Source organism: Methylicorpusculum sp. (assembly GCF_030651835.1).
Taxonomy (GTDB): Bacteria; Pseudomonadota; Gammaproteobacteria; order Methylococcales; family Methylomonadaceae; genus Methylicorpusculum.
Window position 1 is genome coordinate 86,776 of sequence record NZ_JAUSBX010000083.1, and the last position, 23,107, is coordinate 109,882.

20 protein-coding genes are annotated in these 23,107 nt (G+C 41.1%); 15 read left to right on the forward strand and 5 right to left on the reverse strand.

What is annotated here, in order from left to right:
* Positions 1-59 precede the first annotated feature (59 nt).
* From Q7V32_RS10360 to Q7V32_RS10380, 5 genes are all read left to right on the forward strand, one after another.
* Positions 60-1,406 carry a POT family MFS transporter gene (locus tag Q7V32_RS10360; RefSeq protein ID WP_304896903.1) on the forward strand — a complete coding sequence of 449 codons (1,347 nt, stop codon included), beginning with the start codon at positions 60-62 and terminating at the stop codon, positions 1,404-1,406.
* A gap of 59 nt (positions 1,407-1,465) precedes the next feature.
* Positions 1,466-2,029, forward strand: a complete 564-nt coding sequence (locus Q7V32_RS10365) for a DUF4124 domain-containing protein (RefSeq protein WP_304896904.1) — start codon at positions 1,466-1,468, stop codon at positions 2,027-2,029.
* A gap of 28 nt (positions 2,030-2,057) precedes the next feature.
* Positions 2,058-2,888, forward strand: coding sequence for an SDR family oxidoreductase (locus tag Q7V32_RS10370; protein ID WP_304896905.1), 831 nt, complete (start codon positions 2,058-2,060; stop codon positions 2,886-2,888).
* A gap of 2 nt (positions 2,889-2,890) precedes the next feature.
* On the forward strand, positions 2,891-3,079 hold the full coding sequence (locus tag Q7V32_RS10375) for a CPXCG motif-containing cysteine-rich protein (RefSeq protein WP_304896906.1): 189 nt from the start codon (positions 2,891-2,893) through the stop codon (positions 3,077-3,079).
* Positions 3,080-3,382: 303 nt separating this feature from the next.
* Positions 3,383-3,766 (forward strand): hypothetical protein, encoded by a 384-nt coding sequence (locus Q7V32_RS10380; RefSeq protein ID WP_304896907.1) that lies wholly within the window; start codon positions 3,383-3,385, stop codon positions 3,764-3,766.
* Positions 3,767-3,862: 96 nt separating this feature from the next.
* Here Q7V32_RS10380 and mnmE read toward each other — a convergent pair whose 3' ends face one another.
* From mnmE to rpmH, 5 genes are read right to left on the reverse strand one after another with little or no spacing between them, the layout of a single operon-like run.
* Positions 3,863-5,209, reverse strand: coding sequence for a tRNA uridine-5-carboxymethylaminomethyl(34) synthesis GTPase MnmE (gene mnmE / locus Q7V32_RS10385; protein WP_304896908.1), 1,347 nt, complete (start codon positions 5,207-5,209; stop codon positions 3,863-3,865).
* Positions 5,210-5,215: 6 nt separating this feature from the next.
* Positions 5,216-6,919 (reverse strand): membrane protein insertase YidC, encoded by a 1,704-nt coding sequence (gene yidC, locus Q7V32_RS10390; protein ID WP_304896909.1) that lies wholly within the window; start codon positions 6,917-6,919, stop codon positions 5,216-5,218.
* Positions 6,912-7,145 (reverse strand): membrane protein insertion efficiency factor YidD, encoded by a 234-nt coding sequence (gene yidD / locus Q7V32_RS10395; RefSeq protein ID WP_304896910.1) that lies wholly within the window; start codon positions 7,143-7,145, stop codon positions 6,912-6,914. Before yidD ends, yidC begins: the two co-directional genes overlap by 8 nt.
* Positions 7,127-7,492 (reverse strand): ribonuclease P protein component, encoded by a 366-nt coding sequence (gene rnpA, locus Q7V32_RS10400; RefSeq protein WP_304896911.1) that lies wholly within the window; start codon positions 7,490-7,492, stop codon positions 7,127-7,129. The genes yidD and rnpA overlap by 19 nt, the downstream gene beginning before the upstream one ends.
* A gap of 3 nt (positions 7,493-7,495) precedes the next feature.
* Positions 7,496-7,630: a 50S ribosomal protein L34 gene (gene rpmH, locus Q7V32_RS10405; protein WP_159659509.1), complete on the reverse strand. Its 135-nt coding sequence runs from the start codon at positions 7,628-7,630 to the stop codon at positions 7,496-7,498.
* Positions 7,631-7,792: 162 nt separating this feature from the next.
* On the opposite strand from rpmH, the gene dnaA reads away from it, so the two are divergent.
* The 10 genes from dnaA to Q7V32_RS10455 all read left to right on the forward strand — a co-directional run bounded on the left by dnaA (position 7,793) and on the right by Q7V32_RS10455 (position 22,987).
* Positions 7,793-9,109, forward strand: coding sequence for a chromosomal replication initiator protein DnaA (gene dnaA / locus Q7V32_RS10410; protein ID WP_304896912.1), 1,317 nt, complete (start codon positions 7,793-7,795; stop codon positions 9,107-9,109).
* 187 nt (positions 9,110-9,296) lie between these two features.
* Positions 9,297-10,397, forward strand: coding sequence for a DNA polymerase III subunit beta (dnaN, locus tag Q7V32_RS10415; protein WP_304896913.1), 1,101 nt, complete (start codon positions 9,297-9,299; stop codon positions 10,395-10,397).
* 19 nt (positions 10,398-10,416) lie between these two features.
* Positions 10,417-11,505 carry a DNA replication/repair protein RecF gene (gene recF / locus Q7V32_RS10420; protein WP_304896914.1) on the forward strand — a complete coding sequence of 363 codons (1,089 nt, stop codon included), beginning with the start codon at positions 10,417-10,419 and terminating at the stop codon, positions 11,503-11,505.
* A gap of 27 nt (positions 11,506-11,532) precedes the next feature.
* Positions 11,533-13,950 carry a DNA topoisomerase (ATP-hydrolyzing) subunit B gene (gyrB, locus tag Q7V32_RS10425; protein ID WP_304896915.1) on the forward strand — a complete coding sequence of 806 codons (2,418 nt, stop codon included), beginning with the start codon at positions 11,533-11,535 and terminating at the stop codon, positions 13,948-13,950.
* A 125-nt stretch (positions 13,951-14,075) separates the two neighbouring features.
* Positions 14,076-17,183: a type I restriction endonuclease subunit R gene (locus Q7V32_RS10430; RefSeq protein WP_304896916.1), complete on the forward strand. Its 3,108-nt coding sequence runs from the start codon at positions 14,076-14,078 to the stop codon at positions 17,181-17,183.
* Entirely contained in the window at positions 17,177-18,811 is a 1,635-nt protein-coding gene (locus Q7V32_RS10435) for a class I SAM-dependent DNA methyltransferase (protein ID WP_304896917.1), read from the forward strand. Before Q7V32_RS10430 ends, Q7V32_RS10435 begins: the two co-directional genes overlap by 7 nt.
* On the forward strand, positions 18,804-20,072 hold the full coding sequence (locus Q7V32_RS10440; protein WP_304896918.1) for a restriction endonuclease subunit S: 1,269 nt from the start codon (positions 18,804-18,806) through the stop codon (positions 20,070-20,072). The genes Q7V32_RS10435 and Q7V32_RS10440 overlap by 8 nt, the downstream gene beginning before the upstream one ends.
* A 154-nt stretch (positions 20,073-20,226) precedes the next feature.
* Positions 20,227-20,604 (forward strand): hypothetical protein, encoded by a 378-nt coding sequence (locus tag Q7V32_RS10445; RefSeq protein ID WP_304896919.1) that lies wholly within the window; start codon positions 20,227-20,229, stop codon positions 20,602-20,604.
* A gap of 3 nt (positions 20,605-20,607) precedes the next feature.
* Positions 20,608-21,438 (forward strand): ATP F0F1 synthase synthase, encoded by an 831-nt coding sequence (locus Q7V32_RS10450; RefSeq protein WP_304896920.1) that lies wholly within the window; start codon positions 20,608-20,610, stop codon positions 21,436-21,438.
* Between the two features lie 22 nt (positions 21,439-21,460).
* The gene (locus tag Q7V32_RS10455; RefSeq protein WP_304896921.1) at positions 21,461-22,987 is read left to right on the forward strand and encodes a hypothetical protein; all 1,527 of its coding nucleotides are present in this window, start codon (positions 21,461-21,463) and stop codon (positions 22,985-22,987) included.
* Positions 22,988-23,107: the final 120 nt, after the last annotated feature.

Sequence of the window (23,107 nt, forward strand, 5' to 3'; positions counted from 1 at the left end):
TTTCTTAATGTTATTGTTATTAAAAAAAAAGACAAATCGAGCCAAACGGTGACATTTTCATGGATAAATACCCAATAAAACCTGAATCCATAAGGACAATGCCTTCGGGAATTCCCTATATCATTGCCAATGAAGCGGCTGAACGATTCAGCTACTATGGGATGCGAGCTATTCTTGTTGTGTTTATGACTCAATATTTACTCAATGCAGCGGGAAAACCCGATCCATTGAGTGAACAGGAGGCCCAAGCTTATTTTCATTTGTTTGTATCGGCTGTTTATTTCATGCCGCTTTTGGGGGCCGTGTTGGCTGATGGTCTCTTAGGGAAATATCGAACGATTCTTTTTTTATCGCTTGTTTATTGTTTTGGGCACTTGGCCTTGGCTTTTGATCACACGCTTTTTGGATTGTTATTGGGACAGGGATTGATTGCAGTAGGTGCAGGGGGAATAAAACCTTGTGTTTCAGCACATGTAGGTGATCAATTCAATTCAAGTAATAGCCATTTGATTAATAAAACATTCGGATGGTTTTATTTTTCTATTAATTTGGGTGCTTTTACTTCGATGCTGATAATCCCCTGGTTATTAAAAACCTATGGTCCATCATGGGCCTTTGGTTTGCCCGGTATTGTGATGGCTACGGCAATGATAATCTTTTGGTCAGGCCGTTATCGGTTTGCCCATATTCCTCCCGCAGGCGTTTCTTTTTTAAAAGAAGTTTTTAGTCCGCAAGGTCGTAAAACACTTTTCAAACTGGTTCCAGTCTATTTATTTATCGCAGTTTTTTGGGCTTTATTTGAGCAGATAGGTTCTTCCTGGGTGTTACAAGCTCAGAAAATGGATCGTCATATTCTGGGAATAGAGTTGTTACCGTCCCAAATCCAGGCGGCAAATCCATTGTTAATCATGATTCTGGTACCGCTTTTCAATTATTATTTCTATCCATTCATAGGTCGATATATTCGTTTGTCTGCTATGACAAAAATCAAGATGGGGCTTTTTTTAACTGTGGGTGCATTTGCAATTCCTTCAGTACTGCAAATGCAGATTGATATCGGTTTGCAGCCCTCAATCGGTTGGCAATTGTTGGGCTATTGTTTATTAACCGCAGCAGAGGTAATGATATCAGTCACTTGTCTGGAGTTTTCTTACACACAGGCGCCTAATTCAATGAAATCTTTCATTATGGCTTTTTATTCACTCTCTATTGCCTTTGGAAATCTATTTACGAGCGCTGTTAATTTTCTTATTAGCAATGCCGGCGTGAGCAATTATCTAGAAGGTGCAAACTATTTTTGGTTTTTCACCGCACTGATGTTGTTAACCTCTTTAACATTCTTGCTTTTCAATAGTAAGTATGAAGAAGCATCTTTTTATCAAGGCGGGCAAAATTTACGAGACTAGCTTATAATTGGACCATTAATTTTAAAAATTCATTATTACTAGCTAACGAGATTACATCAATGCGATTCACTATTCTGATTCTTGGAATCATAAGCTCGAATCTTTGTGAAGCGGGTGCTTACAAGTGTATTGATGAGAACGGTAAAACGGCTTATCAGTCCAAACCTTGCGCGAATAATCAAAATGCAGTAGAGATAAATTTTAAAACCGGTGCAGGCATTGACAAAAATACCGAACAATCTCAGCAGGCTGAACTTCAAGAATCAAAGGAGCTCGAGGAAATAGAGCGTCAGCAAAAGAAACAGCAATTACTGATTGAAGCCAAAATTGAGAGTGAAACAAATCAGCAATTGATCAAGGATAATCCCGATAAATATTCTGCTTATGCTATCCCGCCCTATGATCCGGATAATCTGTCTGATATCGTTAAAAAATTTGAAGGCCGTTTAAATGATGTAGAAAAATTAAGAAGGCTGGCTGCCGAAAAAGTCTTAAGTACCGGACAATGTACCCGCGTAGAGTCTTCTGAATTAAATATAAAAAGTACATTAGAAAAACTGGTTATTTTAGTGGACTGCAGCACGGGAAGAGGCATCTCTCTAACTGAAGATGAATTGAAATAAATTGTCTTTCTTTGATTAACGACTTGAGATGAATGACAATAAAACAATTCTGATTACTGGGTGCTCGACTGGAATAGGATATATAACCGCGACCCAACTGAAGATGCGCGGTCATCGTGTTTTTACTTCAGCAAGAAAACAAGAGGATGTAGATCGATTAATTAAGGAAGGTTTTGAATCCGTCAGACTGGATTTAGCAGACAGTCAAAGTATTCAGGAAGCAATCGATCAAATCATTGTTATGACGAATGGAAAGTTGGATGCGTTATTTAATAACGGTGCATTTGGACAGCCCGGGGCAGTTGAAGATTTATCACGAGAAGTATTACGCGAGCAATTTGAAACGAATTTGTTTGGTACGCACGAATTGACTAATCTTGTAATCCCGCTCATGCGTAAGCAAAACTCCGGAAGAATTATCTATAACAGTTCAGTATTAGGGCTTGTCGCTATGACTTATAGGGGGGGCTATAATGCCAGTAAATTTGCGCTGGAAGGGCTTGCCGATACTTTAAGATTAGAGCTTCACGGAACTGGAATTTATTTGTCGATAATTGAACCCGGTCCGATTCTGAGTGATTTTAGGAAGAATGCTTTTATTCTATACAAAAAAAATATCGATATTTCAAAGAGTTTTCATCAAAATACATATTTGAAAATGGAGGCTAGATTGCAAAAAGAAGGACCTGCTGTTCCATTCACTTTGCCGGCCGAAGCTGTTTCTGAAAAAGTGATACATGCTCTTGAATCTAAAAGACCTAAAATTCGGTATTATGTAACTTTTCCTACTTATCTATTTGCATTTTTGAAGCGCGTCTTGCCAATCAGCTGGCTTGATGCATTGCTCAGAAAAGTCTAAGTATGTCTTTGTTAGATGAATATTTTATTGACTGTCCATATTGCGGCGAAAATATTTCCATACTTATCGATACTTCCGTTGACTACCAGGATTATTATGAGGATTGCTCGGTTTGTTGCTCGCCTATCTTTTTCTTGATCAGTTGTAACGGTGAGAGTTTGGATGTTGTTATAAAAAGTGATAATGAATAAAAACCTTATTTTATTCAGTTGTTATTAATTACGTCTGTGTTAGAATCGGCGCGGAATGTAAGTTGATTTGCTTCTAATAACTTGTATGCAGTGTAAAGCATATCTTTTACATCTTCCTAATAATCGAACTCTCGCATTCTATCCTGGGTTTTTAGATTAAATTTAGCCATTACCTCGTGTGGATGGAATTTAATCAACTAATGCAAGAATGTTCGGCGGTGGGCGGCATGCTCTGTGGAAGTGTCAGGCTGCATAACTGCTAAAAATAATCTCTTTTAATAAATTATGAGGATAATAAAAAAAATGAAAAATTTTAAAAAATTAGTTCTTTCTTTAGCAATCGCATGCTCAATGGGCGCAGCTTCAACAACTGTTATGGCAGAAACGGACGCAGGAAGAATTACCTATGCACCTGCTAAAGCTATTGATCTAACTGTTGAAAAAATCAAAGCCGCTCTCGTTGCCGCTGAATCAAGTGATGCTCCTGCTATTACAGAACTCACTAAAGAAGCAATTGATATGAGCAAGGAAATCAACGCTAATGACAAAGTGGATATTGCGCGTTCACGTGCAAACCTTCATATTAAAAAAGCACGCTCAGCAGCTAAAGTTGACGATGTAAAAGGTGCTAAAGAACATCTTGAAATGGCATTAAAAGCATTTCAAGAATTAAAAGGCATGATTTAATCTAAAGCTTAATTTATCGGGACGTTTGTCTTTTGCGACGTCCCGATTTATAGAATAAAGATATTGTAATTTTTATTGAAAAGTTGATTTTCTCGTTTACTTTCCTATACAGAAACTGGAAAAAATCTTCCCTAATAGATCATCCGAACTAAACTCGCCGGTTATCTCCGTAAGCCCCTGTTGAGCCAGCTTTAAGTCTTCTGCGACTAATTCACCTGCTTTGCTGGTTTTTAATTGCATTAAAGCAGATTGCACAAAATTTAGACTTTTTTGTAAGGCTTCTATATGCCTTCTTCTTGCTATAAATACATTTTCATTATTGCCTTTAAAACCGGCGCTTTCCTTTAAGTGCTGCTTTAATAACTCCATACCTTGACCTGTTCTAAGGGATAGATAAATCTGTGTGCCTTGCGCAGATTGATTGATTTCTGGATCAATGCCTAAGAGGTCAATTTTGTTATAAATTTTTGTGATGTGGGCATCAGATGAAAAGCTGGCTACTATCGATTGGTGTTCGGGGTCTTTTACATCAATTAAAAGCAATATCTCATCTGCTTTTTTGATTTCTTCATGGGCTCTTCGTATACCTTCTTTTTCGACGGGATTATCGCTTTCTCTTAAACCGGCAGTATCGATGATATGCAACGGCATACCATCAATTTGAATTTTTTCTCTCAATACGTCACGTGTAGTGCCGGCGATATCAGTGACTATTGCCGCATCGTGGCCTGCTAAGGCGTTCAATAAGCTCGATTTACCCGCATTGGGTTTACCTGCTAAGACTATCGTATAACCGTCTCTTAATAGCCTTCCTTGATAGGCTGTATTCAATATGGTTTGAATTTGATTAGCTATGTTCTCAATCTTACTTTCCACCATACCATCTGATAGAAAATCTATCTCTTCATCAACAAAATCTATGGCGGCTTCTACATAGGCTCGCAACTCAGTCAGTTGGTTAACCATTTCGTTAATCTGCCTGGAAAACAAACCTTGTAAGGATTTTTGTGCAGAACGGGCAGATTGCTCTGTGCTACTTTCAATCAAATCAGCAACGGCTTCAGCTTGCGCTAAATCGATCTTATTGTTTAAAAATGCGCGTTCAGTAAATTCGCCAGGTCTTGCCATTCGAGCACCCAGCGATAAAACTCTTTTAAGCAAAATATCTAAAATTATTGCCCCGCCGTGAGCTTGAAGCTCTAATACGTCTTCGCCTGTATAAGAGGCCGGGGCGGGAAAATAGAGTGTGATACCTGAATCAATGATTGATCCATCTTCATCACTAAAGGTTGTGAATAGCGCAAATCTGGCCTTTAGGGGCCTGTTAATGATTTGTTTGGCTATGTTTGTGACATCAGAGCCTGAAACTCTAATGATGCCTACACCGCCGTTGCCCGGCGGTGTAGCAATTGCTGCAATAGTATCAACGGTTATTGTTTCCACACAGTATTATTTAGCTTCTTCTATTCCTTTGGTTATATACCATTGTTGAATGATAGATAACGTATTGTTAACGACCCAGTACATTACCAACCCGGATGGGAAGAAGAGGAAAAATACTGTAAATACAAGTGGAAACATCTTTATGATTTTTGCTTGTAATGGATCAATAGGAGCTGGATTCAAACTCTGTTGAATCTTCATAGTGATGCCCATCAAAATTGGCAAAATATAAAACGGATCTTGCGCGGACAAATCCTGCAGCCACATAGCAAAAGGGGCTTGGCGAAGTTCTACCGTTTCTACTAATACCCAATATAGCGATATGAATACCGGTATCTGAACCAAAATAGGTAAACAACCACCCAATGGATTCACTTTTTCGCGCTTGTATAAATCCATCATTTCTTTGTTAAACCGCTGCCTGTCATCAGCGAATCTCTCTTGAAGCTCTTTCAATCGAGGCTGGATTTTGCGCATTTTGGCCATGGAAATAAAACTGGCCTGTGACAGTTTAAAAAACAGTAATTTGATAGTGAGTGTTACGCCGATAATTGCAAACCCCCAGTTAGCAGTAAACCCGTAGATTTGATTCAATAACCAGTAAATAGGTTTAGCTACCACTGTCAGCCAGCCATAATCAACTGTCAACTCAAGACCCGTAGCGACTTTCTCTAACAACGGTTGTATTTTAGGACCCGCAAATAATTGTGCGGCAAATTCAACTTGCCCATTAGGTTCAACTGTTTTAATAGGCGAATAAGAGCCTATGACATAGCGAGAATCTTTAAGGTCTTTGGTATAAAAATTATTTTCTTCATCTTTAGGTGGTACCCAAGCAGCAGCAAAATAGTGCTGGATCATAGCGCTCCAACCGCCTATAGTTTTTATAGCCAAATTTTCTTTAGCCATGTCGTCAAAGTTAACTTTTTGATACTTATCTTCTTCTGTGTAAACCACTCCTCCTGCATAGGTCCTGATAAAGGTATTAGCCGATGCATCGGAATAAGGAGTTCTCAATAATTGGCTATATTGCCGCCCTGACCAGGACGTAGTTCCATTATTTTTTACATTTTGAAGCAAGCTTATTTCATAACTGCCTCTTTTGAATACAAGAGTCTTGGTAACGACTAAGCCTTTACCATCTGTCCATGTCAGAGGGACTTCAATAGTATCTTGACCATCTATCAATTCATAATTATTCTTTTCAGCATTGAACACGCTATGGTGATTAGCAGCACTTAAAGTACTGTTCTCGGCAATCAAACCGCTTTGTGCCAGAAATAATTTTTCTTTATCCGTATTGAAAAGACGGATAGGAGTTGTGTCTTTTTCTGAAGGTGACAAACCAAATGTTTCTCTAATCCCTTGAACAACAGTATTGTATTTTTCTAGAGGATAATTGAGTAAATCAAGATTTTGTAGAGTTCCGCCTTGAGTATTGATCTCAAGTGCCAATACATCCGTTTTTACCGTAATGATTTGTCCGGTAGTGGAAACAGATGCCATAGGCGCATTTGTGTCATTCCTACCTTGAGCTTGTGACAAATCAGATGCATCTACTGTTGCTGGTAAATCACCCTTAGTTGCTACTTCAGGCTGATCAGATATTGCTATGGCAGGCTTTGGACCGTAATCAATTTGCCATGCTTGCCACAGCATATAACTTATCATTGCAAAAATGACAATCAGTATAAATCTTATGTTATCCATTTTTTTTACCAAATATTTTTGGAACTGGGTCAAATCCACCCTCATGATAAGGGTGACATCTGAGTAATCTTCTGATCGTAAGATAGGAGCCTTTGACCGCCCCATGCATATGAAGCGCTTCTAAAGCATAACTTGAACAGCTTGGATAAAAACGACAGCTATTCCCTAGCAAAGGACTTATAAAGTATTTATAAAACTTTATCACTGCTATGAGCAAGATTCGCATCTGTTTACCAACCTAAGCCAATGTTTTTCCAATGACTTTCTCAGTACTTCTGGAGAGACATCAACTGCACTTTTTCGTGCTAAAACAACTATGTCGATATTTGATAACTTATGCTGTTGCATTCTAAAGCTCTCGCGAACTGTTCTTTTAAGTCTGTTTCTATCTACAGCCCGCTTAATGTTTTTTTTAGCAATTGCCAAACCAAGCCTTGGGCAATCACTGTGATTGCTTGCTGCTAGTAGCGTAAAATAGCTATCGCTTGATTTTACAGGGTTGGCAAATACCTTTTTATATTCTGCTGGCTTCCTTAACCTTAAATAGGGAGGGAAACTTAATATCTTATTCAAAGACTAGACAGACAATTTTACACGGCCTTTCGCTCTGCGAGCGTTGAGCACTTTACGACCGCCTCTTGTTGCCATTCTTGCACGAAAACCATGAGTTCTTGCGCGTTTGATTTTACTGGGTTGATAAGTTCTTTTCATTGGTCTGCATCCTGATGAAGTGGTTGTTAATTAAAAACGGATAAAAAGATTCGGGATCATAAAATAGCTTGACCTATTTTGTCAATTAAACTCACTTTGTTTCATGTTACAATGACCCATATTTTGTCGTCACAACACTTAATTTGTTAATCAAAATTACTAATGAGCTCCATCTGGAATAACTGTCTTGTCAAACTTGAAAACGAAATAGCACCTTCCGAGTTCAGCACCTGGATCAGGCCATTACAAGCGCTTGAAAGCGACGATCATATCAAGCTTTTGGCACCTAACCGTTTTGTTCTTGATTGGGTTAAAGAACATCATTTAAATAAACTTGAAAATGCTATTGATGAATTTTCAAATGGTAATTTGACATTAACGCTTGAAATAGGATCAAAAAAGTCAACTACAGCCTTACCATTGCAATCCAATAAATCAAGTGAAATAAAGAAATCCAGGCCCAATTTTTTAAATCGCGCATTTACCTTTGATAATTTTGTAGAAGGAAAATCAAATCAGCTGGCAAAAGCCGCGTCTATTCAGGTTTCTGAAAATATCGGCAAAGCATACAACCCGCTTCTCATTTATGGTGCATCGGGATTAGGTAAAACCCATATGATGCATGCAATAGGTAATGCCATATTACAGAAAAATCCATCCGCTAACGTTGTCTATCTGCACTCAGAAAAATTCGTGCAGGACATGGTTAAAGCTTTGCAGCAAAACGCCATCAATACTTTCAAAGAATATTATCGAGGCGTAGATACTCTGCTGATCGACGATATTCAATTCTTTGCTGGAAAAGAGCGTTCACAAGAAGAATTTTTCCACACGTTTAATACGTTATTGGAAAAAAAGCACCAGGTCGTTTTAACCTGTGATAAGTATCCCAAAGAAATAGTAGGCCTTGAGGATCGATTAAAATCAAGGTTTGGTTGGGGATTACCTGTTGCTATTGAGCCACCTGATCTTGAAACAAGGGCGGCTATTCTTATGAAAAAAGCAGCATTAGTCAATGTCGAGTTACCACAAGAAGTAGCGTTTTTTATTGGCAAGCGAATTCCTTCCAATGTAAGAGACTTAGAAGGAGCTCTAAGAAGGGTTATTGCAAATTCTCAATTTACCGGCAGGGAAATTACCACAGAGTTTGTAAAAGAGGCCTTACATGACCTTATATCGCTTCAGGATAAATTGGTAAGTGTTGAAAATATACAGAAAACAGTGGCTGAATATTTTAAAATCCGTGTAGCTGATTTATCTTCAAAAAACAGGAGGCAGTCCATAACCAGGCCTCGACAAATTGCGATGACCCTGGCCAGAGAGCTTACCTCACATAGTTTTCCAGAAATTGGCGAAGCATTTGGTGGCCGTGACCATACCACTGTAATTAATGCATGCAAGAGGATTGCAGAGTTAAGAGATTCTGATTCAAAAATGGAAGAAGACTATTTGAACCTGTTGAGAACCTTGTCACATTAACTGTGAATAAGGTGTGATTATTCGTGATTTACAAATACATAGATTTTTAACCTTTCTTTGTTAAGAGCTTATCCACAGGGTTTTAGACAACTTATTAATTTATATAAACTATTGATTATAAAGGAAAAAATGGGTTTATTAACAGATATTAACTGGTTTAATAGTAATAATAAAATATTTTAAGAATATGAAATTTATTATTAATAGAGAGCAATTACTCATTCCATTGCAGCAAATTGTCAGTGTTATTGAAAAAAGACAGACCATGCCAATTCTGTCAAATGTGCATATGAAATTAACAGCTGATAATTTGGAATTAATAGGGACCGATCTCGAAATTCAAATTATGGCAAATATTAAATTTGATTATTCGACGGAGCCCGGCGAAATAACTATCCCAGCCCGAAAGTTATTGGATATTTGCCGCTTGTTACCTAGTCAGGCAGAGATAAAATTTGAACTGACAAATGAGAAAATGAAAGTTCTTTCTGGGCGAAGCCGGTTTTCGTTAAGCACTTTACCTGCAGAAAATTATCCAGAATTTTCTGAAACCCCACTTGAAAATCAATTTTATATCAATGCAGGTCTGCTAAAAGTGGCTTTGGAAAAGACTGTTTTTTGTATGGCTAATCAAGATGTCCGTTATTACTTGAATGGTTTGATGCTTAATATTTCAAATTCTAAACTTCGGATGGTTGCTTCAGATGGTCATCGCTTATCTGTTTACGAAAATGAATTACAATCGCCGACTGGCTATGAGGCTAGAATCATCATTCCTAGAAAAGGCGTAATGGAATTGTTGCGTCTACTGGATGATCCTGAAACGGATCTATCAGTACAATTTTCATCTAACAATATTAAAGTCGTCATAAAAAATATTATTTTTTCTGCAAAATTAGTTGATGCACGTTACCCCGACTTTAATAAAGTATTTCTCCAGGATTTCCGCAACCCTATCTACGTTCAAAGACAAATTCTTAAAGATGCGCTAACCCGAGTTGCTATTTTGTCCAATGAAAAATTCAAAGGAATTTCTATTGAAATATCGCCTAACAGTTTAAAAATTTCAGCGCATAACCCTGAGCATGAAGAGGCCGAAGAAGAATTATTTATTGAATATCAAGATGAATTAACAATTTCATTCAACGCGCAATATTTACTCGATGCCGTAAGTAATATGGATTCTGAATTAGCGGTTATTTCAATTGCAAGCAATTTGAGCAGTTGCATTTTTGAGGAACCGGTAGCACAGCCTTATCGATACATTGTTATGCCCATGCGCCTCTAAGTGGATAGATTTGTAATTTATGAGTTTACAGAAACTCACTATTTACAACGTTAGAAACATTCAAAAAGCCACACTGATACCTTCGCCTGGCCTCAATCTGATATATGGTAAAAATGCGAGTGGTAAAAGTGCGTTACTTGAAGCTATTTTTCTGCTGGGTCGTGCCCGGTCATATAGGACTACAACGATCAAGCACTCCATCAAGTATGATGAAAGTCAACTTACGGTTAGCGGAAGCGTCTTATTAAAAAACGGGATTAACTGTCAATTAGGCATTCAACTGGATGGAAAATCCAGTGAAATTAGAATTAATCACCAATCTCAGCAATCTAGAGATCTTCTGGCTTATTCTCTACCTATCTTGTTGATTGACCCAAAAAGTTATCGCCTGCTTGATGCCGGTGCGCAAATCAGAAGAGAATTTATTGACTGGGGCATTTTTAATTTAAATGAACATTTTCTAATCGCTTGGCGTAACTATAAACGAGCTTTGCTACAGCGTAATGCTTTGTTAAAAATGAGAAACATCAAGCAATTAGAGGTTTGGACTAATGAATTAGTCAATTACGGCATTATCGTAAACGAACATAGACAACTTTATGTTCAGAATTTATTACCCGTTTTTAAAGACGTTTTAACTCAATTTATTTCTCTTGATGATATAAATATTTTGTTTCAATTAGGCTGGGATAAAAGTAAGGGCTTCCTATCTAGTCTTAATAATGATCTTGAAAAAGATATACGCTATGGTTTTACTCATAGCGGTCCTCACCGGTCAGACTTGCTATTGTTGATCGGTCAACGCTTGGCTAAGGACTTTGTTTCAAGAGGGCAACTAAAGTGCATTGTTTTAGCACTGAAATTGGCCCAAATTAAACTGATGGTTATGGAGCATAATAATAATGGCTGTATTTTAATCGATGATTTCACAGCTGAATTAGATTGGGTGAATAGAAACAAATTACTTAGCTATCTTTCACAACTTAGTTTTCAAGTTTTTCTAACTGCTACTGAAGTTAATGAATTTGGTGACATTAGTGGACTTAAAAATTTCAAAATGTTTCACGTGAAACAGGGCGAAATTGATGAAGTTAATAGTTTCACGTGAAACATTACAATAATAAAAGTGTAAAACATGACAGAAAATAATAATCAGCAATATGACAGTACAAGTATTCAGGTTCTTAAAGGATTAGATGCAGTCAGAAAAAGACCAGGGATGTATATAGGTGATACTGACGATGGATCGGGTTTACATCATATGGTTTTCGAAGTAGTCGATAATTCAATCGACGAAGCGCTGGCAGGGCATTGTAAAGAAGTTAAAGTCATTATTCACAGCAATGGATCAGTAACAGTTGCTGATGATGGAAGAGGCATCCCTGTCGATATTCACGAGGAAGAGGGACGTTCTGCTGCGGAAGTTATTATGACGGTTTTGCATGCGGGTGGAAAATTTGACAGCAACTCGTATAAAGTATCAGGAGGATTACATGGAGTAGGGGTTTCTGTTGTTAATGCTTTGTCGGAAGAGCTTAACCTTGAGGTTAGGAAAAGTGGGCAGTTATATAAACAAAAATACATTTTGGGTGAACCGGTTGCTCCCTTAGCCGCAGTCGGCAAGACAGAAGGAAGCGGAACAAAAATAAATTTTAAACCTAGCCCGCAAATATTCGCAGATGTTGAGTTTCATTATGATATTTTGGCGAAAAGGCTCAGAGAGCTTTCATTCCTTAATTCAGGCGTAAGAATCAGTTTAGAAGATGAACGTACTGATAAAAAAGATGTGTTCGAGTTTGAGGGTGGTATAGGCGCATTTGTTGAGCATTTGAATAAAAATAAAACACCTTTGTTTCCTGATGTATTTCACTTTATAGCAGAGAGGGAAGGAGTAACGATTGAAGTTGCAATGCAATGGAATGACTCATACCAGGAAAATGTATTTTGCTATACCAACAACATTCCTCAACGTGAAGGAGGAAGTCATCTAGCTGGATTTAGAGGGGCATTAACGCGGACTATCAATCAGTATATTGAATCTAGTGGTATTGCAAAAAAAGAAAAAGTTGCAACTTCCGGCGACGATTCGAGAGAAGGATTGACAGCGGTATTATCGGTTAAGGTTCCGGACCCCAAGTTTTCATCTCAAACAAAAGATAAGCTGGTTTCATCGGAAGTGAAGCCTTTAGTCGAATCAGCGATGAATGAAAAGTTTCAAGAGTTTCTTTTAGAACATCCTCAAACTGCTAAAACAATTGTTGGAAAAATAATTGAAGCTGCGCGGGCTCGTGAAGCAGCAAGAAAAGCGCGAGAAATGACTCGCCGGAAAACATCATTGGATATAGCGGGTTTACCAGGTAAATTGGCTGACTGTCAGGAAAAAGACCCCGCTTTATCAGAATTATTCATAGTGGAAGGGGATTCAGCGGGCGGTTCTGCCAAACAGGGGCGAGACAGGCGTACGCAAGCCATATTGCCTTTGAAGGGTAAAATATTAAATGTAGAAAAAGCTCGTTTCGACAAAATGATATCGTCAGAGGAAGTAGGGACGCTGATAACAGCTTTAGGCTGTGGCATAGGTAAGGATGAATACAATTTAGCTAAACTACGGTATCACCGCATTATCATCATGACCGATGCAGACGTTGACGGCTCTCATATCAGAACTTTATTGCTGACATTCTTTTATAGACAATTGCCCGAAATAATTGAAAAAGGTTACATCTATATTGCTCAGCCACCGTTATATAAAGTTAAAAAAGGCAAACAAGAGCATTACGTTAAAGATGATGCAGGATTAAATGAGTATTTAATCCAAATGGCCCTGGATAAAGCTCAGTTGTTTACGGTCCCAAGTGCACCTCCGATTCAAGGCCAGGGACTTGAAAAACTGGCTAAACAGTATGTCGACGTGGTCAGCATAATCAATCGCTTATCGCGAAAGTACGATGATATTTTTCTGGAAAATATTGTATATATGCCTGTCATTACCGATGAAATCAAACAAAGTAAAGAAGAATTTGTTGCGTGGATAGGACAGCTGGAATCGCTATTATTAAAGTCAGTTGAAAAATCACTCTTTAATATTGAATTGGATTACCGTTCTATGGATGAATTTTCAATCATCGTGAACAAACGTTTACATAGCAATACCAAAACATTTGTATTGCAGAATAGTTTTTTCACAGGAAATGATTATCGAAAATTTGCTCAGTACGCAGAAGATACTTACAGCATGTTCAGTGATGAATCATTCATTCAGATGGGTGAGAAGAAGCATAATATAAAGAGTTTTAAAGAAGCGTTTGATTGGATGATGAGGGAAGTAAAAAAGGGACAGCATATACAGCGCTACAAAGGTTTGGGAGAGATGAACCCCGAACAACTTTGGGAAACGACGCTGGATTCAAACAGCCGCAGATTACTCAGAGTAAGAATAGAAGACGCAATTGCTGCTGATGAGATTTTTACAACCTTGATGGGCGATGTGGTTGAGCCACGCAGAGATTTTATTGTTAAAAATGCATTGGATGTGACTAATTTGGATGTTTAGTAAATAAATTGTCATGTCAGATTCATATTGTAATTGAATGTGTTTTGAAGTGGTCGGTAAATTACTGGCCACATTTGAAGTAGTCGGCGCTGGTTAGCAGACTTAACTTTCTTATAAAGGATTGCATGAAGTTCACTGAAGATACGCGCGTCAAGATTCCAGTCATCCTGCATTTGGTTCGCCTCGGTTACCAATACTTATCGCTGAAGGAACAGCGATGGGATTTGGAATCCAACCTCTTTCCCGATTTGTTTAAATCCGCAATTTGCAAGATCAATCCCGGCGTGGCCGATGCCGATGTTGATCGTATGTGGGTGGATGTCAAACTCGCTTTAGACAACGATGATCTTGGTCAAGCTTTCTACAACAAGCTTACGGACCGTTCCGGTACTAAGCTGATAGACTTTGAGAACTTCAACAACAATGACTTTTATGTCGTGACCGAACTGACCTACCAAAACGGTGATGAAGAGTTTCGACCTGACATCACACTGCTAATCAACGGCATGCCTTTGGTGTTCATTGAGGTTAAAAAACCTAATAACCGTGAAGGTATAGTGGCGGAACGAGACCGTATCAATAAACGGTTCCAAAATCCCAAATTCAAGCGCTTTGCAAATATCACCCAGTTGATGATCTTCTCTAACAACATGGAGTATGACGACGCCGATTTTCAACCGATTCAAGGTGCGTTTTATGCCACTCCTTCTTATCAGGAGGCCAAATTCAACTACTTCCGCGAAGAAGAGCAGTTGAATTTAACAGCATTGCTCAAGCCCATCTCAGACGAGATGGAACTCAACGTCTTGAAAGACAATAACCTTGATGTCATTCGCTACAATCCGGAATTCATCACCAACAAAGACCCCAACCGGCCGACCAATCGCACTTGCACCTCGTTGCTGAGCCGTGAGCGGCTGGCTTTCATGCTGCGCTACGCCTTGGTCTATGCGCATGAAAATGAAGGCGTACAAAAACACGTCATGCGTTACCCGCAGTTATTCGCTACCAAAGCCATTGAGCGTAAACTTAACGTAGGGATTAAAAAAGGCATCATCTGGCACACCCAAGGCAGCGGTAAAACAGCATTGGCCTACTTTAACGTGCGCTTTTTGACCGATTACTTTCAGCAGAGGCAAATCGTCCCCAAGTTCTATTTCATCGTCGATCGGATTGATCTGCTGACTCAGGCGCACCGGGAATTTACCAGTCGCGGTTTGACCGTGTATACCATCAACTCGCGCGAAGCCTTCAGCCGAGACATCAAAGCGACACAAGTCATTCACAATCATTCCGGTAAGCCTGAGATCACAGTCGTCAATATTCAAAAATTCAAGGATGACCCGGATGTAGTATCTAGCAAGGATTATGACGTTGCCATTCAGCGGGTTTACTTTCTGGACGAAGTTCACCGCAGCTACAATCCTAAAGGCAGCTTCCTGGCAAATCTGGATCAGTCCGATCGCAATGCGGTCAAAATTGGCCTGACGGGCACACCGTTGCTGGGAGACGATTACAACACGCGCACGCTGTTCGGCGACTACATACACAAGTATTACTACAACGCCTCGATTGCCGACGGTTACACCTTGCGATTGATTCGGGAAGAGATTGCCACCCATTATAAAATTGCCCTGCAACAAGCACTGGCGGAAGCGGAAGTATTGCAAGGCGACGTTGACAGGAAACGGGTTTACGCCCATCCTGCCTTTGTTGAACCAATGCTCGATTACATCGTTACCGACTTCGAAAAAAGCCGGGGCGCTTTAAATGATGCCAGTATCGGTGGTATGGTGATTTGCGACAGTGCAGAACAAGCCCGGCAATTGTTCGAGCTATTCAATGCTCAATACGCAAAAGCCCCTATTCCGGCAGAAGCAGCTGCCAATGACCCCGACTTTCCCAGGCTAAAACAGGCGGCAGAAGAGACGGGCATTTATCGTGTCAAACACAAACAAGACAACAAGGTCAGAACGGCAGCTTTGATTCTGCACGATGTCGGCAGCAAGGAAGAACGCAAAGAGTGGGTGGAAGATTTCAAGGCGGGCAAAATTGACCTTCTCTTTGTGTACAACATGCTGCTCACCGGCTTCGATGCCAAACGCTTGAAGAAACTCTACCTGGGCCGAGTGATTCGTAAGCACAACCTTTTACAAGCCTTGACGCGGGTCAACCGCACTTACAAAGACTTTCGCTACGGCTACGTGGTGGACTTTGCCGACATTCGCCAGGAGTTCGATGCTACCAACAAAGCCTATTTCGACGAATTGCAAGCCGAACTCGGCGACGAGATGGAGCATTACTCCCACTTGTTCAAATCCCAGGAAGAAATCGCTGCCGAAATCGAACACATCAAGGACGTATTGTTCCGTTACGATACCGAAAACGCCGAAGTATTTTCTCAGCAGATCAGCGCGATACAAGACCGGGAAACCGTACTGGCTTTGAAAAAGGCCCTGGCCGATGCCAAAAGTCTGTATAACCTGATCCGCTTGCAGGGTGAATACGGCTTTTTGGAAACGCTGGATTTTCAAAAACTCAATCAACTCTACCGGGAAACGAGCAACCACCTGGATTTACTCAATCTCAAGGAAACACTGGAACAAGGTACAGACACCACCAACCTGCTGAACGTGGCGCTGGAAGACGTGATCTTCAAGTTCATCAAAATCGGCGAAGAAGAGCTGGTATTGGCCGACAAGCTGAAAAATACCTTGCGCCGCACCCGCGAAGCGCTGGCCAGCAATATCGACCAGCAAGATCCTAAATTCGTCACTTTAAAAGAAGAACTGGAGCGCTTGTTCAAGAAAAAGAATTTGTCAGAAATCACTCAGGATGAAATGACCGCCAACATCGATACCCTTAACAAAATCCATGAGCGCATCAAAGAACTGAACCGTCAGAACAACCAACTGCAGCAGAAGTACCAAGGCGATGCCAAATACACCCGCATCCATAAACGTTTGATTGAGCGCGGTGGCATTTCTGATTCCGAACGCAAAATCTTCGAAGCGCTGATCGGCATAAAGCAGGACGCCGACGCACAAGTGCTGCAAAATACCCGGATATTGGATAACGAAAGTTATTTTGAACGGGCCATGATGCCCTTGGTCATTAGTCGCTTTATGGATCAGCAACAGATCACCCTCAACCCCGACGCCTCTCGTTACATCAATCATCTGGTCGTCGCGGAATATCTGAAAGAATTTAATACCGGAGCACGCCATTGGTAGAGCAGGAGTTTCAACAAAAAACCAAAGCCTTGATCGACAGCCTGAAAAGCATCTGTGCCAATTATGGCCTGGGCAACGATGGCAACGAATTCAAAATCATTACCCAAACCTTCCTGTACAAGTTCTTAAACGACAAATTCGCCTTCGAAGCCAAAAAGCTGGATCAAGCCATCGCCAATGCTGACAAGTGGGAAGAAGCACTGACTCAGCTTAGCGAAGACGATCTGGAAATGCTGCAAATGCGGATGGGCCCGGATACCGCACGCCTGAAACCCAGGCATTTCATCAATTACCTGTTCAGTCAGCAAAACGCGCCGGATTTCGCCAAGCTGTTCGACGACACTCTGATGGACATCGCCATCAGCAATAACGATGTGTTCGCGGTCAAAACCGACGGCGGTGCCAAGGTAGTGCTGTTCGATCGGCTCAGTAACTATATCGCCGACGATTCCAAACGTGATAATTTTTGTCGCGCAATTATCAACAAACTGGTGGAATTTAGTTTCGAGCGTATCTTCACCCAGAAATTTGACTTCTACGCCACGATCTTCGAATACCTGATCAAGGACTACAACAGCAACAGCGGCGGCAAGTATGCCGAATATTTTACTCCGCATGCGGTGGCGCGGATCATGGCGGAAATTCAGGTGCCCAAACCCCAGCAAGGTCAGATCAAAAACGTCAGCGTTTATGACCCTTCCGCCGGTTCCGGCACGCTGCTGATGAATGTGGCCCACGCCATCGGCGAAAACCGCTGCAGCATTTACACTCAGGATATCTCGCAAAAATCTTCCAATCTGTTACGCCTGAACCTGATCCTGAATAACCTGGTGCACTCCATTCCGCAAGTGATCCAGGGCAACACCTTGCTGCATCCCTACCATAAGGATGGCAGCGAGCTAAAACGTTTCGATTACATCGTTTCCAACCCGCCCTTCAAGCTGGATTTCAGCGATTACCGCGACGAGCTGGACACCAAGGCCAACCAGCAGCGCTTCTTTGCCGGCATACCCAAGGTCAAAGCCAAAGCCACGGACAAGATGGAAATTTACCAATTGTTTCTGCAGCACATCATTTACTCGCTTAATACCGGTGGCAAGGCGGCCGTGGTGGTGCCGACCGGCTTTATCACTGCTCAAGCCGGTATTGACAAAGCTATTCGTCGGCATCTGGTCGAACACCAGATGCTGGCCGGGGTGGTGTCCATGCCCAGTAATATCTTCGCGACTACCGGTACCAATGTTTCCATTCTGTTTATTGACGCCGGCAATAAAGATAAAGTCGTGCTGATCGACGCTTCCAATCTGGGGCAGAAAGTTAAAGAAGGCAAAAACCAGAAAACGGTGCTCAGCCCGGAAGAAGAGCAGCGTATCATCGACGTGTTCAATGCCAAGCGGGTGGAAGAAGATTTTTCGGTGGTGGTTGGTTACGACGAAATCGTCGCGAAGAATTACTCGCTCAGCGCGGGCCAGTATTTCGATGTCAAGATTGAATATGTCGATATTACGCCTGAAGAGTTTGCCGCCAAAATGCAAGGTTTTAGCGATAATCTGGAAAGCTTGTTTGGTCAGTCGCGGGAATTAGAGGTGGAAATCAAAAATCAGTTGGTTGGGCTGAAATATGAGTAATATCGTTTGGCCTAAAAAACCATTGTCGATTCTTACTTCAAAAATAGGGGATGGTATTCATGGCACACCTATCTACGTTGAAACAGGTGGCTTCCCTTTTGTTAATGGGAATAACTTAAAGCAAGGGGCTATTGTCATTACTGAAGATACAAAACGGGTTGATCAAGAAGAATTCGAAAAATACTTTATTGAATTCGATGAAAACACCCTTTTTATGTCAATAAACGGCACTTTGGGTAGCCTTGCTAAATATAACGGTGAGGAAATTATTCTTGGCAAAAGTGCTGCTTACATCAAGTGTAAAGGTATTAACATAGATTATTTGTACTACTACCTCCAGTTAAAAGAGGTTAAAAATCAGATGTGGAATATTGCGACAGGATCAACAATTAAGAACCTGTCGCTAGCCTCTATACGAGAGCTTGAAGTGCCTGTCCCAAGTGGCGATATACAGACGAAAATAGCCCAAGTATTTTCTGTAATAGACGCCAAAATCGAACTCAACAACCGCATCAACGCCGAGTTGGAAGCGATGGCGAAGACCTTGTATGACTACTGGTTTGTGCAGTTCGACTTTCCCTTCGACTTTGCCCAAGGCAAGCCCGCCACCAACGGCAAACCCTACAAATCTTCGGGCGGCAAAATGGCCTACAACCCAATCCTAAAACGGGAAATACCGGAGGAGTGGGAAACAACAACTGTTGGCAAAATTGCTAAAACAGCGCTTGGAGGTACGCCATCAACTGAAGTTGATGATTACTGGGAAAATGCTGATATTCCATGGCTTAGTTCTGCTGAAACAGCCTCATTCCCAGTGGTCGGCTCCGAGCAAAAAATTACGCAAAAGGGTCTCGAGGATTCAGCTGCAACCCTTTTGCCAAAGGGAACAGTGGTTATTTCGATAGTCCGTTATATCAGGCCGTCAATATTGGGGATTGATGCGGCAACCAATCAATCGGTAGTCGGAATCAAAGAGTGTTCTCGTTTGAAGAGTTCTTTTATTTATCCTTATTTTTGCAGCGAAGTTCCTAGGTTAATGGGGCTTAGAACGGGGGCGCAACAGCCGCATATTAACAAGCGTGTTATTGATGAAAGTCCCATAGTGTTACCTACTGATTGTGTACTTGAAGAGTACTACAAGAAACTTGATCCTATTTACGAGCAAATTATGACGTTAGCTTTTGAGAATTATAAGCTCATTGAACTGCGTGAATGGCTCCTCCCTATGCTAATGAACGGCCAAGTGACGATAAAACAATGAATTACGTGTTTAGGCTACTACTGACCTTTAATGCGACGTCGCTATTGGTTATTATCTTTCTGGTTCAAAAGGGGCACACATTGGGGGGATTCTTCAACATCTAGTAGCTCTGCCAAACGTTATTTCTTACGCTATTTACTTGTTGGTGCCTATTTTGTTGACGGGCTTAAGTATTTTGCTCAGTTCAAAGTTGGGTAGAGACAGTTTTAAAACAGGAGAGACCATTAGTATAGAACATGCCAACAATAGTTTCCTGCCCAGCTATTTAGGTTATTTTTTCGTAGTCCTGAGCGTGGGAAATTGGGAAACCCTTGTCTTTGTTTATAGCGTGTTATTTGTTTTTACTTTTTTGTCGCAAGCACTGTATTTCAATCCATTGTTTCTGCTTTTCGGTTTCGAGTTTTACAACATCACCACTAAGAACGGCGCTGCAATATTTTTAATAAGTCGTCAACTCTATAAAACACCGGCTGATATTGAGATTTCGGCTGCGTATCGAATTAATAATTACACATTTATCGAACGAGGTTAATGCATGGATCAGGTACTTGCTAAGGTTAAAGGAAATGGCAAAAAGAAATTCTTCAAGTTGCTGTCAGATCAAACACTCTTTGACGTTTCCTTACAAGGGATGGACTTTGTTGAATACAATCCTGATCATAACCTTGATGAAGATTCCTGGTTCAAGATTGAACAGTTCAGCCAACAGCCATATTGCATCGATTTACTAAAAAAGGATTTTGTATCTTCGGAATACGATGATCTACCCAAAGATAAATTTTCAAAAATTGCTTATCTGTGCTCCTTTCAGGGAAATTACTACTATTTCCAAAAAATCACTCCATCGTTGTTTGTTACCAGAAAGATGATCGTATTTGGTGAGATTGCTGAACTGGAAAACGGTGGTAGGCGATTAGTTGTCAATCCAATGCCAGACGCGATTTACCAAAAGGATTTCGATACGCTTGTGTTCCGTAATCTCGCGACTATATCCAGCATTTTTACAGGAATTGACGATCTGTACAAGGAGGCTACACAGGAAGAAGTAGAGGCGTTTCTCGATGAATCTTTTGTTGAATTATCGGAGGAATATGGCGTTGAAAAGGTGTCCAAACCGAATCGTAAGCGAGTAGCGCTGGCTATGAGTACACTTGCTGCTATGCCTGATGAAGATAGGGATCAGATGCTGTCTTACATCGACAGCTATTGTAAGGAGAAACTTAAATTTGACGCAGAGAATAAAAAATTCGAAATTACGTCTGACGAAGAACTGAAGCTGTTACTTTACGGAATTGAGCAACGCTTTTATACAACTCAAATAGGAAATGAAAAACGCTTGGCTAATTCAGTACAAAAATTAATATAAGAACTAAATTCTGAATGCATAAATGACGTATAAAGCAAACTTTAACGGCTGGCAAAACCTGACCCTCGAAGACTTGTTGGTGGCCTATCGCAAGGCCAAGGCGGATTGTTTTTTCGAAAATACCTTTCCCACTGCCATCAAGTTCGCCGAGTATGAGCAAGACCTGTTGGCTAATCTGAATGTTCTTCTTTCCAGCCTGCAAACTAGCAAAGGTTTCGCGGAGAACGACGGTTATTTGGGCGAATTTCGCCTGCTACCCAAGAAGCTGTCATTCAAGCCCAAAGCGGATGCTGGCAATGGTCATGTGCATTTTTCGAACTCGCAACGGGCTTTCGAACATCTGACTAAAAACAATGATCTAATCCCCGAGTTTCGGATTGTTGGTGACTTTCCCGTTGATAGTCACATCATTTCCTCGTTGTGGATCAATATGGTCGGGCATAAGTTTGATGCCTGTTTGGACGACAACTGTTACGGCGCACGACTCAGGCGGATACGCAACGATGAATTGCTCGACAAGCATGCGCCTAAGCCGTTTCATATCAGTGCAATTGGTTCGTTCACCCCGTATTTCCAGCCGTATCAACAATGGCGTAACGATGGCTTGCAAGCCATACGTGGCGAATTGGAGAAAGACCGGGACATCATCGCGGTCTCGTTGGATTTAAAAAGCTATTACCATTTTGTCGATCCAATGGCGCTGGCATTGCCTGATTTACATCGGGAATTAGGTCTGGAATTAACGGAAGAAGAACAAGTGTTTACCCGGCAATTGGCGGAATTTCTAGCTAAATGGGCAGAGCAGGCAGATCGTTTTGCTCAAAAAACAATTAAGGGCAAAGCGAAGATCGCTGGTGGTTTGGTGATTGGTTTAACCGCCAGTCGAATTGTTTCCAATGTGTTGTTGCATCGCTGGGATTGCCTGATCAAGCAGAAGCTTGCTCCCGTGCATTATGGGCGTTATGTGGATGATATGTTTCTGGTACTTCGCGATACAGCTACGATTGCTAACAGCGATGACTTTATGGCGTTTTTGCAGGAACGTCTTGGCAAGGACTGTATTTTTCAGGATACCGCCGGATCAAAAGCTAAAAAAGGCGACTCCAGCAAAATCTGGCAGATTCAACAAGGCGAAGAATTACAGGGTTCGTCGCGAATCATGCTGCAATCGGATAAGCAAAAATTGTTTTTGCTACAAGGCCGCGCTGGTCAAGATTTGCTCGACAGTATCGAAAAGGAAATATATGAGCTGTCCAGTGAACATCGTCTGATGCCTTCCCCAGATCAATTGGAGGATTCGACAGCGGCGAGGGTGTTATCGGCTGCTGGCAGCGTTGGCGAAAACGCGGATGCGCTACGCAGGGCTGACGGCCTTACCATTCGCCGCTTAAGTTGGTCGCTATACTTGCGAAATGTCGAAACCTTGGCCCGTGATTTACCGGCGCATGAGTGGTCGGCTCAGCGTGCTGATTTTTATCAGTTTGCGCATAACCATATTTTGCGACCAGACAGTTTGTTCGCACATTTCAACCAGCAATTCTCAATTTAAAACCATAGCTTGTATAATGTTTAATTTTTGCAACCTGCACGGAAGCTTATGGCCAGTCCCTTTCATCCCTCAACGAAACCGGCACCCTTTACAGCGCGCTCATTGATTGACAAAACCCGC